This window comes from Telluribacter humicola, from assembly GCF_017355935.1.
Classification (GTDB): Bacteria; Bacteroidota; Bacteroidia; order Cytophagales; family Spirosomataceae; genus Telluribacter; species Telluribacter humicola.
The window spans coordinates 763,301-775,141 of the sequence record NZ_JAFIQT010000002.1 but is presented as its reverse complement, the minus strand read 5'-3'; the positions used below and the strand labels follow the sequence as shown (position 1 = coordinate 775,141).

At 48.7% G+C, this 11,841-nt stretch carries 12 protein-coding genes; 10 read left to right on the top strand and 2 right to left on the bottom strand.

The genetic code is table 11. The features are described from left to right. Positions 1-45 precede the first annotated feature (45 nt). The 5 genes from miaB (at position 46) to secG (ending at position 4,881) form a co-directional block, all read left to right on the top strand. Positions 46-1,491, top strand: coding sequence for a tRNA (N6-isopentenyl adenosine(37)-C2)-methylthiotransferase MiaB (gene miaB, locus JUB14_RS14265; RefSeq protein WP_207506971.1), 1,446 nt, complete (start codon positions 46-48; stop codon positions 1,489-1,491). A gap of 149 nt (positions 1,492-1,640) precedes the next feature. Beyond that, positions 1,641-2,936 (top strand): sigma-54 interaction domain-containing protein, encoded by a 1,296-nt coding sequence (locus JUB14_RS14260; RefSeq protein ID WP_207506970.1) that lies wholly within the window; start codon positions 1,641-1,643, stop codon positions 2,934-2,936. 87 nt (positions 2,937-3,023) lie between these two features. Continuing rightward, positions 3,024-3,521, top strand: a complete 498-nt coding sequence (locus tag JUB14_RS14255) for an LptE family protein (RefSeq protein ID WP_229367840.1) — start codon at positions 3,024-3,026, stop codon at positions 3,519-3,521. 59 nt (positions 3,522-3,580) lie between these two features. Further along, the gene (locus JUB14_RS14250) at positions 3,581-4,414 is read left to right on the top strand and encodes a DUF8458 domain-containing protein (protein ID WP_207506968.1); all 834 of its coding nucleotides are present in this window, start codon (positions 3,581-3,583) and stop codon (positions 4,412-4,414) included. 98 nt (positions 4,415-4,512) lie between these two features. Then, entirely contained in the window at positions 4,513-4,881 is a 369-nt protein-coding gene (gene secG / locus JUB14_RS14245; protein WP_207506967.1) for a preprotein translocase subunit SecG, read from the top strand. Positions 4,882-4,958: 77 nt separating this feature from the next. Here secG and JUB14_RS14240 read toward each other — a convergent pair whose 3' ends face one another. Next, entirely contained in the window at positions 4,959-5,666 is a 708-nt protein-coding gene (locus tag JUB14_RS14240) for a hypothetical protein (RefSeq protein WP_207506966.1), read from the bottom strand. A gap of 226 nt (positions 5,667-5,892) precedes the next feature. On the opposite strand from JUB14_RS14240, the gene JUB14_RS14235 reads away from it, so the two are divergent. The 4 genes from JUB14_RS14235 (at position 5,893) to JUB14_RS14220 (ending at position 9,641) form a co-directional block, all read left to right on the top strand. Further along, entirely contained in the window at positions 5,893-6,189 is a 297-nt protein-coding gene (locus JUB14_RS14235) for a co-chaperone GroES (protein ID WP_207506965.1), read from the top strand. 70 nt (positions 6,190-6,259) lie between these two features. Continuing rightward, a complete protein-coding gene (gene groL / locus JUB14_RS14230) occupies positions 6,260-7,888 on the top strand; it encodes a chaperonin GroEL (RefSeq protein ID WP_207506964.1) in 1,629 nt (542 codons plus the stop codon). Positions 7,889-8,057: 169 nt separating this feature from the next. Beyond that, positions 8,058-8,507 (top strand): DUF4174 domain-containing protein, encoded by a 450-nt coding sequence (locus tag JUB14_RS14225; RefSeq protein ID WP_207506963.1) that lies wholly within the window; start codon positions 8,058-8,060, stop codon positions 8,505-8,507. 183 nt (positions 8,508-8,690) lie between these two features. Then, complete coding sequence (locus tag JUB14_RS14220) at positions 8,691-9,641, top strand: glutaminase (protein ID WP_229367839.1); 951 nt, start codon at positions 8,691-8,693, stop codon at positions 9,639-9,641. Here the strand turns inward: JUB14_RS14220 and JUB14_RS14215 are convergent. Continuing rightward, positions 9,638-10,315: an ABC transporter ATP-binding protein gene (locus tag JUB14_RS14215; protein ID WP_207506962.1), complete on the bottom strand. Its 678-nt coding sequence runs from the start codon at positions 10,313-10,315 to the stop codon at positions 9,638-9,640. The two genes, JUB14_RS14220 and JUB14_RS14215, sit on opposite strands and share 4 nt — an antisense overlap. 254 nt (positions 10,316-10,569) lie before the next feature. On the opposite strand from JUB14_RS14215, the gene sucC reads away from it, so the two are divergent. After that, entirely contained in the window at positions 10,570-11,793 is a 1,224-nt protein-coding gene (gene sucC / locus JUB14_RS14210; protein ID WP_207506961.1) for an ADP-forming succinate--CoA ligase subunit beta, read from the top strand. Positions 11,794-11,841 lie beyond the last annotated feature (48 nt).

Below are 11,841 nucleotides of genomic sequence, written 5' to 3'. Positions count from 1 at the left end.
TAATTACGGTTCCCTACCGCTTATAGATTACTGTTGACTTTTGATATGGAACAACGAATCACCGAAACATTAAAAATACTGACCGAAGCCGATAAAGAAGCGTGCGAAATTGTAAAGGTTTCTGAAAATGAACCGGCTCCTTTGAATAAAAAACGTTTGTTCATCGAAAGCTACGGCTGTCAGATGAACTTCTCGGATAGCGAGATAGTGGCATCGGTGATGCGTAACGCGGGCTTTGCTACTACCTCATCAGAGGACGAAGCCGACCTGATATTTCTGAATACCTGTGCCATCCGTGATAATGCCGAGCAAAAGGTACGTAACCGTCTGCAGCACCTCAATGCCCTTAAGAAGAAGAGGCCGGGCATGCTCATCGGTGTACTGGGCTGTATGGCCGAGCGCCTGAAGGCTAAGTTTTTGGAAGAGGAAAAGATGGTGGATATCGTGACGGGACCAGACGCTTACCGCGACCTGCCCCGCCTGGTAGAAGAAGCCGAAACCGGCCAGAAAGGCGTTAACGTGTTCCTGTCGCGTGAGGAAACTTATGCGGATATCTCTCCCATCCGCCTCAATTCTAACGGTGTTACTGCATTTATCTCCATTATGCGTGGCTGTGACAACATGTGCAGCTTCTGCGTAGTACCCTATACCCGGGGCCGTGAGCGCAGCCGCGATGCCCACTCTATCATCAAAGAGGCTCTTGACCTGTTCCGTGACGGGTATCGTGAGGTAACCCTGCTGGGACAGAATGTTGACAGCTACAAGTGGACCAGCGCCGATGGCACCGAGCACGTCAACTTTGCCCAATTACTCGAGCAGGTAGCCCTGGTAAGTCCCGACCTGCGTGTACGCTTCAGTACCTCGCACCCCAAGGATATTACGGATGAAGTACTGTACACTATGAAGAAGTACGACAATATCTGTAACTACATCCACCTGCCGGCACAGAGTGGCAACAGCCGCATCCTGCAACTGATGAACCGTACCTACGACCGGGAGTGGTACATCCAGAAGATCGACCGCATCCGCGCCATACTGGGTGACGACTGTGGCATATCCCACGACATGATTTCGGGCTTCTGCTCCGAAACCGAAGAAGAGCACCAGGATACACTTACTCTGATGGAGTATGCCCGCTACGACTATGGGTACATGTTTGCCTACTCGGAGCGCCCGGGTACTCCTGCCGCTAAAAAACTAGTCGACGATGTACCGGAAGACATCAAGAAGCGCCGGCTCAGCGAGATCATCGCTCTCCAGCAGAAACTATCCCTGGAACGTAATCAACGGGCTGTGGGCAAGGTACACAAAGTACTGGTAGAAGGTACCTCCAAGCGCTCGAATGAGCAACTGCAGGGCCGCAATGATCAGAATAAAGTAGTCGTATTCTCGAAGGAAAACTTCAGAAAAGGAGATTACGCTTATGTACTGGTTACGGAATGTACCGCCGCTACGCTGATTGGCCATGCGGTTGAACTGGCGACTGTCTAATAAGTATTAAATTCCGGACTCAGGCATAAAGCCACTGGGTCCGGTAAAGATTTATATAGCTTTCCTGCACGAGGTTTGGGTACGTGTATTCGTAGCAGAGAAAGTACTAGCAGAATAACCCATTCGGGCTATTCTTTAAGGATGATTACATGAATATAAACGAAATTCAAGCCATAAAGAACCGGTTCGGGATTATTGGTAACTCGCCGGGACTCAATTACGCTATCAATGTAGCCATACAGGTAGCTGCCACCGATCTCACGGTACTTATTACCGGGGAGAGTGGTAGTGGTAAAGAGTCATTCTCCAAGATTATCCATAGCCTGAGCTCTCGCAAACATGGTCCTTTTATTGCCATCAACTGTGGAGCTATTCCCGAAGGCACCATTGACTCCGAGTTGTTTGGTCACGAAAAGGGAGCTTTTACCGGAGCCCTGGATGCGCGTAAGGGATACTTTGAAACCACCAACGGAGGTACTATTTTTCTGGATGAAATCGGTGAAATGCCCGTAGGTACCCAGGCTCGTCTGCTACGGGTACTCGAAAATGGAGAGTATATTCGGGTGGGTTCGTCGAAGGTCATGAAGACCGATGTGCGGGTAGTAGCAGCTACCAACGTAAATCTGCGCGAGGCTGTAAACAATGGCAAATTCAGGGAGGACCTTTACTACCGGCTCAATACTGTACCCATCTTTGTACCACCCCTGCGTGAGCGGGGTGAAGATGTACTGATGCTATTCCGCAAATTTACCAACGACTTTGCTGAGCGCTACCGTACCAAGCCCGTCCGCCTGACTGCCGACGCCCGGGAAATGCTGATGGCCTACGAGTTTCCGGGTAATATCCGTCAGCTCAAGAACATCGCGGAACAGATTACCATTCTGGAAACGAACAACGACACCCAGATTACTGCCGAAACCCTGCACCGCTATCTCCATCCGGTTCAGAACTCGAGCCGTCGGGCTTTGGTACCATTGGGAGCCGGAGACGAAAGCACGACATCTTTTTCGGAGCGCGAACTACTCTACAAGGTACTCTTTGATATGCGCCGGGATGTAAACGAGCTAAAGAAACTGGTCCGGGAAGTACTGCAGAACGAGCATTACGGCGGCGATATCCTGAATGACCACAAAGAGCTGTTCAGTACCCTGAGCGCCCCAGACAGCCTGGTTAACACGCCACCGGTCGAAACACCCAGACTGCTCTCTCCTCCCCCTCCCCGCACGGTAGACCTGGATCGGTACTCCGACGCCCGTAGTGAGATTGAGGACGTGATCCACGAGACCGAGGAGGACGAATCACTTTCGCTGGAAGAGAAAGAAAAGGAAATGATCATCAAGGCCCTGCGCAAGAATAATAATAAGCGCAAATATGCGGCTCAGGCACTGGGTATTTCTGAACGGACCCTTTACCGGAAGATCAAACAGTACAATATTGAAGAGTAAAATGGTGTTGTATAACACCTGACATAAGATTCTCCCCTATCAATGAGGCAGTTACCTGTTTTACGTTCATTACATAGATACCGCAGTATGGGTATCACACTCACCTGCTGCCTGGTCCTGTCCCTGCTAAGTGGCTGCGGGATTTACTCCTTTACGGGTACCAGTCTGTCTCCGGATATTAAGACGTTCACTGTTAATAACTTTAACATGGGTACAGCCGGTGGTCCATCCAACCTGCCCCTGCTGCTAACTGAAAAAATCAAAGAATATTTTCAGCGAAATACCAACCTTACCCTGCTTCCCTCGGGAGGAGACCTGCTGCTGGAAGGCACCGTTACAGGCTATGATGTAGTACCCGTAGCCCCCACTGCCAACGACCAGGCCGGCTTTAACCGCCTGAACGTGACGGTACAGGTCCGGTTCGTGAATACCCTGGATGAGACGAAGAACTTCGACCAGGCTTTTACCTTCTATGCTGACTTCCCGCAGAGTCAGACGCTCAATCAAAACGAGGCGCGTTTACTGCCCACGATCCTGGATCAGATTGTTCAGAATATTTTTAATAAATCGGCGGCAGATTGGTAAATTGCACGTCTTTGTTGTAATTTCATTGAATACTTCTGACACATTTGCCTCCTTTTGATATGAGTACTGTAGATAGAGAAACCTTTTCGTATTGGGTCATGAGTCCGGCTGATACCAGCCCTGCGGATATAGCACGGCTGGAAGCAACCGTAAAAGCCTACCCGTACTGCCAGATTTCCTACGCGCTACTGGCCAAGGCATCCTCCCAGAAATCATCCTACTCACTGTCCGAAGTAGTACCCCGTGCGGCGGTATACGCGCTAAACCGGAGCGCCTTGCGCCGAATGGTGGAGAATGAATTTGAATGGTCGCAGTCGTTGCTTGGCCGCCTGTCTGACCTGCCTTACGGCCGGAACGAGTCTCGTGATAAAGCCGCTCCGTATGGGCTGGAAAAACCTATATCCCTCATTCGCTTCGAAGATCGTTTTAACTCTACTGCCGACGCTACTACCGACAAAGAGAGCCAGGCAGCCGCGATAACACCACTTCCGGTGGACGATACCGTAGTCACTGAGAAGGTCATTGAAGACGAACTAACCTACAAGCGGCTGAAAGTAGCTCCACTGCCGACGATTGAACTCCTGCCCTCAGCCGAACCACGTGATAATAGCCGCCGTCAGCAGCAGGAACTGATCGAACGATTTATTCAGAATGACCCCCGTATTGGACCTATTCGAATAAATCTGGAAGATAAAACCGAACCGGAAGATCTGACAACCCGCACACAGGCAGCTACTCTGGACTGTCTGGCCACCGAATCAATGGCGAAGATTCTGGTACGACAGGGCAAAATTGACAAGGCTATCGACGTATACCAGAAACTTGTTTTGAAAAACCCAGAAAAAAAGGATTACTTTGCGGAAAAAATTAACGAGTTGATGACGGACAAGTAAGCTAACCCTTTGCTTTTCAAGACCTCACTGTAAGAATAAATCCAACGTACTATATTAATAATTTTCAATCATTCACCTTTTTATTTTAACGTAAACGCATGTATCTGGCTCTTGTAATTTTAGTTGCGATTATCGCTGTGTTGTTGATTCTCGTGGTGTTGATACAAAACTCAAAAGGAGGCGGTCTTTCCAGCGAATTCGGCGGAATGGGCTCTTCTCAAATGTTTGGTGTAAAGAAAACAACCGATCTGCTCGAGCAGATCACCTGGGGACTGGCTGGCGCTATTATGCTCGTCTCCCTGGTTTCATATATTTTGGTAGGTGATGGCTCACAGGCGGGCGAAGGTATCAACAGTATCAACGTTGACCGCGCTCAGAACACCACACTTCCCGGAGGTAGCGTAGCTCCTGTACCTAATGCGACTACTACACCAGCTGCTCCGGCTCCGGTTGACAGCGCGCAATAAGACGAACTATACTGGTAACAAGTAAGAAGGCCAGCCCATTGGGGCTGGCCTTCTGCTTTTATAGCTAAGACGCCGGACTAGGCTGCCCCCAGGTGCCGTACCACTAGTTGCTTGGCTACAGGCAGCAGGGTCTCGTGCAGCGGATAGTCGTGCCGGCTCTCGACCATGTAGGTTGCCGGGTTGGGCAGTGAGCGGTACTTCCGGGCCAGCTCCACTTTCAGGTTTTCAAAGGTAGTACCTATCCCCTTAGTTACGGAGTCCACCCAGAAGGTATGGATATAGCGCTGCCTGCCGGAGTCGTACAGGGCCAGCTGGTAGCGGAATATCGCCGTTTCGTGCTGAGAGGACCGGTGAATAAACAGGTATCCTTCTTCGGTACGAAGTGGGATGATGCCAACGGGTGCGAAGGTCAGATCGGCCTCCACCTCCTGGAACCGCTCCTGCCCCTCTGACAGGGCAGTCGAAAAGCGTGGAATGGCAAATTCCAGAATGCCGTTTAATTCTGACAGATAATCATCGTCTTTATACATTTCCTCGTACTGCAGTCGGAGCTTTTTCAGGTCTACGCCTGTCAGCTTTTTAGGAAATGATGACTTTATACTCTTTTTCTTCTCTTTAAAATGGAGGCTACTCTCATAATGGCTCCGCAGTTCTGGCAGGTACGGAAACAACCGGTGCTCCGTAAACTGACTCTGTACGTGCTGTAAGTATGCCAGTAAGACATATTTTTTATACTCGAAATCCAATATTCCTTCTGTCAACCAGTCACCATGAAGCTTTGTCATAACACATACGAAAAGGTTAATGATGAAAATATAACATTATTTTTATAAACGCCAAACGTTCTTTTACGATTGTTCATTATACCTTGCTTTTATTCTTTTAAAATCACAAATAGTCAAAACTGTCAGTTTAATTCTGAAAAAATGACAGAAAAAGCGGCTGGCACAACTTATGTAGCACTGAGGTTGTCAAATACATTACTGACAACCATAAAAACGTTTTATACCTATGTCAACTGTAACAGAAGTACAAGTGAACGTACAACCCTTAGCGGATCGGGTTCTGGTAGAACCTGCACCAGCCGAAGAAAAAACAGCGTTCGGTATCATTATCCCTGATACCGCCAAAGAAAAACCACAGCGCGGAACTGTAATCGCAGTAGGTCCTGGTAAGAAAGACGAGCCAATGTCTGTGAAAGTTGGTGATACCGTTCTTTACGGAAAGTACTCCGGCACTGAGCTTGCCGTTGACGGTAAGGACTGCCTCATTATGCGTGAATCTGACATCTATGCCATCATCGGCTAAGATTGACGGGATTCCCGCATTTTTTGTTACTATCCAGTTCAAACACTAACATTTTTTAACATTTACAAGTATGTCTAAGAAGATATTTTTCGATGTAGAAGCCCGCGACAAAATTAAGCGTGGTGTTGACACCCTTGCTGATGCCGTGAAGGTAACTCTCGGTCCCCGTGGTCGCAACGTAGTTATTGATAAGAAATTCGGCTCACCTACCATTACTAAGGATGGTGTGACTGTAGCTAAAGAAATTGAACTGAAGGACGCCATGGAGAACATGGGTGCTCAGTTGGTAAAAGAAGTTGCTTCCAAGACAGCTGATCAGGCTGGTGATGGTACTACTACTGCTACAGTACTGGCTCAGGCCATCTACACCATTGGTGTAAAGAACGTAGCCGCCGGTGCCAACCCAATGGACCTGAAGCGTGGTATTGAGAAAGCTGTTGCGACTATCGTAAAAGACCTCGAAAACCAAAAGAAAAATATCTCTACTTCCAGAGAGATCGCCCAGGTGGCTACCATCTCTGCCAACCATGACGAGGAGATCGGTCAGATGATCGCTCAGGCTATGGAGAAAGTAGGTAAAGAGGGTGTTATCACAGTGGAAGAAGCTCGTGGTACCGAAACCGAAGTAAAGACTGTAGAAGGTATGCAGTTTGACCGCGGTTACCTGTCGCCTTACTTCGTAACCAACACCGAGAAAATGGAAGTTGAAATGGAGCGTCCTTTCATTCTCATCTCTGAGAAGAAAGTATCTTCTATGAAAGAACTTCTTCCGGTATTGGAGCAGGTAGCTCAGACTGGCCGTCCTCTGCTGATCATCGCTGAAGACGTTGACGGTGAGGCCCTGGCTACTCTGGTAGTTAACAAGATCCGTGGTGCCTTGAAAGTGGCTGCCGTTAAAGCTCCTGGCTTTGGTGATCGTCGTAAGGCTATGCTGGAAGACATCGCTATCCTGACCGGTGGTACTGTTATCAGCGAAGAGCGCGGTTTCAAATTGGAAAACGCTACGCTTGACTACCTCGGTACCAGCGAAAAACTGATCATCGACAAAGACAACACTACTATCGTTAACGGTAGCGGTAGCTCAGAAGATATTCAGGGTCGTGTAAACCAGATCAAAGCTCAGATCGAGAATACGACATCTGACTACGATCGTGAGAAGCTGCAGGAGCGTCTGGCTAAGCTGTCAGGTGGTGTAGCTATCCTGTACATCGGTGCTGCTACCGAAGTAGAAATGAAAGAAAAGAAAGACCGCGTTGACGATGCTCTGCACGCAACCCGCGCCGCCGTTGAAGAAGGTGTGGTAGCTGGTGGTGGTGTAGCGCTGATTCGTGCTGCTGCTTCTCTGAATGATCTGAAAGGCAGAAACGAAGATGAGACAACCGGTATCAACATAATTCGGGTTGCTATCGAAGCACCTCTGCGTACCATTGTTGCCAACTCAGGCGGTGAAGGCTCCGTAGTGATCCAGAAAGTGAAAGAAGGAACAGGTTCTTATGGCTACAATGCCAAGGACAATACCTTCGAGGACTTGCTGGAAGCAGGTATCATTGATCCTAAGAAAGTAACTCGTCTGGCCCTAGAAAACGCTGCTTCAATTGCTGGCTTATTGCTGACAACGGAGTGTGTGATTGCTGATGAGCCTGAGGAGAGCAATGCTCCTTCTATGCCTCACGGTGGTGGCATGGGTGGCATGATGTAATCCTGCACCTATTCATAGCAAAAAGCACGGGCCATGGCCCGTGCTTTTTTATTTGTACCCCTTCTGACCTTCCCTTACAAAATTCTTCCCAAACTATTTGCTTTTAGTACCAGTTTATGTTATTCTTAACAATAATTTAATATTGAGATAACATTATAGTAATACTGATATGCGTAGAGCGATGGTACGAAAAAGTCTGGCAGCCCTGGTTATTGCCCTGATAGCGTTAGGAAACAGTACAATGGCACAGCGGGCGTCTCTTCCGGCCTTCCTTGAACAAAAGCAGGTATGGAATGAAAAGCTGATCATCGTCTATGCTCCCGAAGAGCAGCAGCACCTGGTCAAGCAACAACTGGATGCCTTGCACCCCTATATACAAACCCTGCATCAGGAGAAAATGGTTGTAGTACTAATCCCTACCCGCCTGAGCAAAGCTGACCGTACATACCTTCAGCACAAACTACACTACCAGCCCGAGCGCTTTAATGTATGGGTGATTGATGAAAAGGGTACTTTGCGGATGACAGGTACCAAGCCCGCTCAGGCCAATCAGTTGCTTCAGATACTCAATATACAGGAGCGTCCCAATGCCGTAGCCAAAGCACAGCTATTCTGGTAGTACTAAGCTTTATACTTTATAGCAAGAGCCGTCTGAACAATCAGGCGGCTCTTTTTATTGGTATATAAGTCTCAAAAAAGTAAAATTCGCCTACTTTTGGAGCCAAGAACTCATTTAGGTCTGTTTACATCAGATAGGTTTCCTGCTAGTTCAGCGCATTACATTTTCATTTTTTAAGTACCAATGAATCCCCTGCCGATTAACGACGATATTGATGTGATACATTTTGGATCAATACTGGAAGAGATACAAGAAGCCATTGCGAAGGAGGAGCCCGAGGGACAGGTGGCACAGTACATCCCTGAACTAGCCAAGGTAGACCCAGCTAAATTTGGTATGCATCTGTGCCGGCTTGATGGAGAAAGCTACTCGATTGGTGATAGCGACGAGAAGTTTTCGTTGCAGAGTATTACCAAGGTACTTACTCTGACTCTGGCCATTTCATTGATTGGAGACAAGGTATGGGACCGGGTTGGCGTTGAGCCCTCTGGTAGCGCATTCAACTCCCTGACGCTGCTTGAAGTTGAGAACGGTAAGCCCCGTAACCCACTGATCAACTCCGGTGCCCTGGTTATTGCTGATATCCTGGTGAGCCACCTGTCAGACCCTAAGAAAGACTTCCTGCACTTTGTCAGAAAGCTGGCCGGTAGTGCCGATATTCATTATAACTACCAGGTGGCGCAGTCCGAAAAAGACTGGGGCTACCGCAACGCGGCCCTCCTGAACCTGATGAAGTCATTCGGCAATGTTGATAATGATATAGATACCGTACTGGACCTGTACTTCCACATGTGCTCCACTGAGATGAGCTGTGCCGAGCTGTCACGTACCTTCCTCCTGTACGCCAACGGTGGGAAACTAGTCGATACGGGAGAGCGGATCCTATCCCGCAGCCATACCAAGCGTGTCAACGCCATCATGCAGACCTGCGGGTTTTACGACGAAGCCGGTGAATTTTCGTTCAAGGTAGGCTTGCCCGGTAAGAGTGGGGTCGGCGGAGGTATTGTAGCCATCCATCCTGGTCAGTACAGCGTAGCGGTATGGAGCCCCCGTCTCAACAGGAAAGGTAACTCAGCCCTGGGTATGCTGGCTCTGGAGCGGCTTACTTCGCTAAGTGGTTTGTCAATATTCTAATTATTGGGAATCTCCCCTTCCATGAGCCCGTCCCGCATGGTCAGGCGGCGGTCAGCCATTTCGGCCAGGTGCTCATTATGGGTCACGATGACAAAGGTCTGATCCAGTTCATCGCGTAGCCGGAAAAACAGGCGGTGCAGGTCTTCGGCATTTTTGGAATCCAGGTTACCGCTGGGTTCGTCGGCCAGTACTATAGCCGGACGATTCATCAGGGCCCTCGCTACGGCCACCCGCTGCTGCTCTCCACCCGACAATTGGGAGGGTAAGTGATCCATCCGGTCAGGTAGTCCCAGAAGCTTCAATAGGTCGGTTGCCCGCTTTTTGATAGCATCCTCACTCTCCTTCCCCCCTATAAATGCGGGCATAGAGACGTTTTCTAACGCTGTAAATTCAGCTAACAGGTTGTGAAACTGGAAAACAAAGCCAATTCGCTCGTTTCGGAACAGGGCCAGCGACTTGTCATTCAGCGATGACACATCCGTTCCCTGTATCATAACAGAACCTTTATCCGGACGGTCCAACGTACCTATAATATGCAGCAGAGTACTTTTACCGGCTCCCGAAGCCCCCACAATAGCGACAATCTCTCCTTTCCGGATTTCCAGATCTATTCCTTTTAATACTTGCAATTCACCGTATTTACGGGCTATTCCGTTGGCTTGGAGTAAGGTCATAGTCAAATAATAGTAAGCGTATCGCCGCCGCGATATCAGAAGCGTATAAGTGCTCCTATTAGGTTATCAGTCAAACCCGAAGGACCCGCCTCTTTATAGGCTCGTTATCATCAGGTTTCCCTTTAATAAATCAGTTGTGCCGGCTTTTGTTTATGGGTCGGCAAAGGCTTTCTCGACAAAAGCTTTGCAAAACTACCTGCCGTTTTGAATAATTCGTTAATTTGCCGTGAAAATACCAATTTACTATAACACTCATGAATATTCACGAATACCAAGCCAAAAGCATCTTAAAGAAATACGGCGTACGTATCCAGGAAGGAGTCGTGGCTGATACGCCCGATAAAGCCGTAGAAGTGGCCCGTGAGCTTAGCTCGCAGACCGGTACCAAATGGTACGTGGTAAAGTCGCAGATTCACGCGGGTGGACGCGGTAAGGGTAAAATAGTTGGTAGCGAACAACGTGGGGTAGCCCTTGCCAAATCGGTTGAGGACGTACGTACTATTTCAAAGAATATTCTGGGAAAGGTACTTGTTACACACCAGACGGGTCCCGAAGGGAAGCGTGTTAATAAAGTACTTATAGCGGAAGACGTATACTACCCTGGCGCCAGTGAGCCCAAGGAGTTCTACCTGTCTATTCTGCTTGACCGTGCCAAGAACTGCAACGTGATCATGGCCTCTACCGAAGGAGGTATGGATATAGAAGAAGTAGCTGAGCACACTCCCGAGAAAATTATGAAGGAGTGGATTGACCCAACCGTAGGCCTGCAGGGCTTCCAGGCCCGCAAAATTGCTTTTGCATTGGGGCTGGAAGGTGATGCTTTCAAGGAGATGGTGAAGTTCGTATCGGCTCTTTACAAAGCATACATTGAAAGTGATTCGTCGATGTTCGAGATCAACCCGGTTTTGAAAACATCTGACAATAAGATCCTGGCGGTAGATGCCAAGGTAAACCTGGACGACAACGCTCTGTTCCGTCACTCTGAGCTGGCCGAAATGCGTGATACCAACGAGGAAGATCCTCTGGAAGTAGAAGCAGGCGCCAGCAACCTCAACTACGTCAAACTGGACGGTAACGTAGGCTGTATGGTAAACGGTGCGGGTCTGGCGATGGCTACCATGGATATCATCAAACTGTCGGGTGGTGAGCCTGCCAACTTCCTGGACGTAGGAGGTGGAGCTAACGCCAAAACCGTAGAAGCCGGTTTCCGTATCATCCTGAAAGATCCTAACGTAAAAGCTATCCTAATCAACATCTTCGGAGGTATCGTACGTTGCGACCGCGTAGCCGCCGGGGTGGTAGAAGCCTACAAAGCAATTGGTGAAATACCTGTACCGATCATTGTTCGTCTGCAGGGTACTAACGCCGAAGAAGGAGCTCGCATCATCAACGAGTCAGGTCTGAAAGTATACTCAGCCATCGAGTTCAAAGAAGCCGCTGAGAAAGTATCTCAGGTACTTAAGGAGCTTGGCTTATAATTACCAGATTACTACATAGAAAAAGGCGGTCCAATGGGCCGCCTTTTT

Excerpts from the sequence above, each read along its gene's own strand:
- sucC (WP_207506961.1), top strand. The coding sequence starts at position 10,570 with ATGAATATTCACGAATACCAAGCCAAAAGCATCTTAAAGAAATACGGC.
- JUB14_RS14240 (WP_207506966.1), bottom strand. The coding sequence starts at position 5,666 with ATGACAAAGCTTCATGGTGACTGGTTGACAGAAGGAATATTGGATTTC.
- JUB14_RS14235 (WP_207506965.1), top strand. The coding sequence starts at position 5,893 with ATGTCAACTGTAACAGAAGTACAAGTGAACGTACAACCCTTAGCGGAT.
- JUB14_RS14255 (WP_229367840.1), top strand. The coding sequence starts at position 3,024 with ATGGGTATCACACTCACCTGCTGCCTGGTCCTGTCCCTGCTAAGTGGC.
- groL (WP_207506964.1), top strand. The coding sequence starts at position 6,260 with ATGTCTAAGAAGATATTTTTCGATGTAGAAGCCCGCGACAAAATTAAG.
- JUB14_RS14215 (WP_207506962.1), bottom strand. The coding sequence starts at position 10,315 with ATGACCTTACTCCAAGCCAACGGAATAGCCCGTAAATACGGTGAATTG.
- JUB14_RS14225 (WP_207506963.1), top strand. The coding sequence starts at position 8,058 with ATGCGTAGAGCGATGGTACGAAAAAGTCTGGCAGCCCTGGTTATTGCC.
- JUB14_RS14260 (WP_207506970.1), top strand. The coding sequence starts at position 1,641 with ATGAATATAAACGAAATTCAAGCCATAAAGAACCGGTTCGGGATTATT.
- miaB (WP_207506971.1), top strand. The coding sequence starts at position 46 with ATGGAACAACGAATCACCGAAACATTAAAAATACTGACCGAAGCCGAT.
- JUB14_RS14250 (WP_207506968.1), top strand. The coding sequence starts at position 3,581 with ATGAGTACTGTAGATAGAGAAACCTTTTCGTATTGGGTCATGAGTCCG.
- JUB14_RS14220 (WP_229367839.1), top strand. The coding sequence starts at position 8,691 with ATGAATCCCCTGCCGATTAACGACGATATTGATGTGATACATTTTGGA.
- secG (WP_207506967.1), top strand. The coding sequence starts at position 4,513 with ATGTATCTGGCTCTTGTAATTTTAGTTGCGATTATCGCTGTGTTGTTG.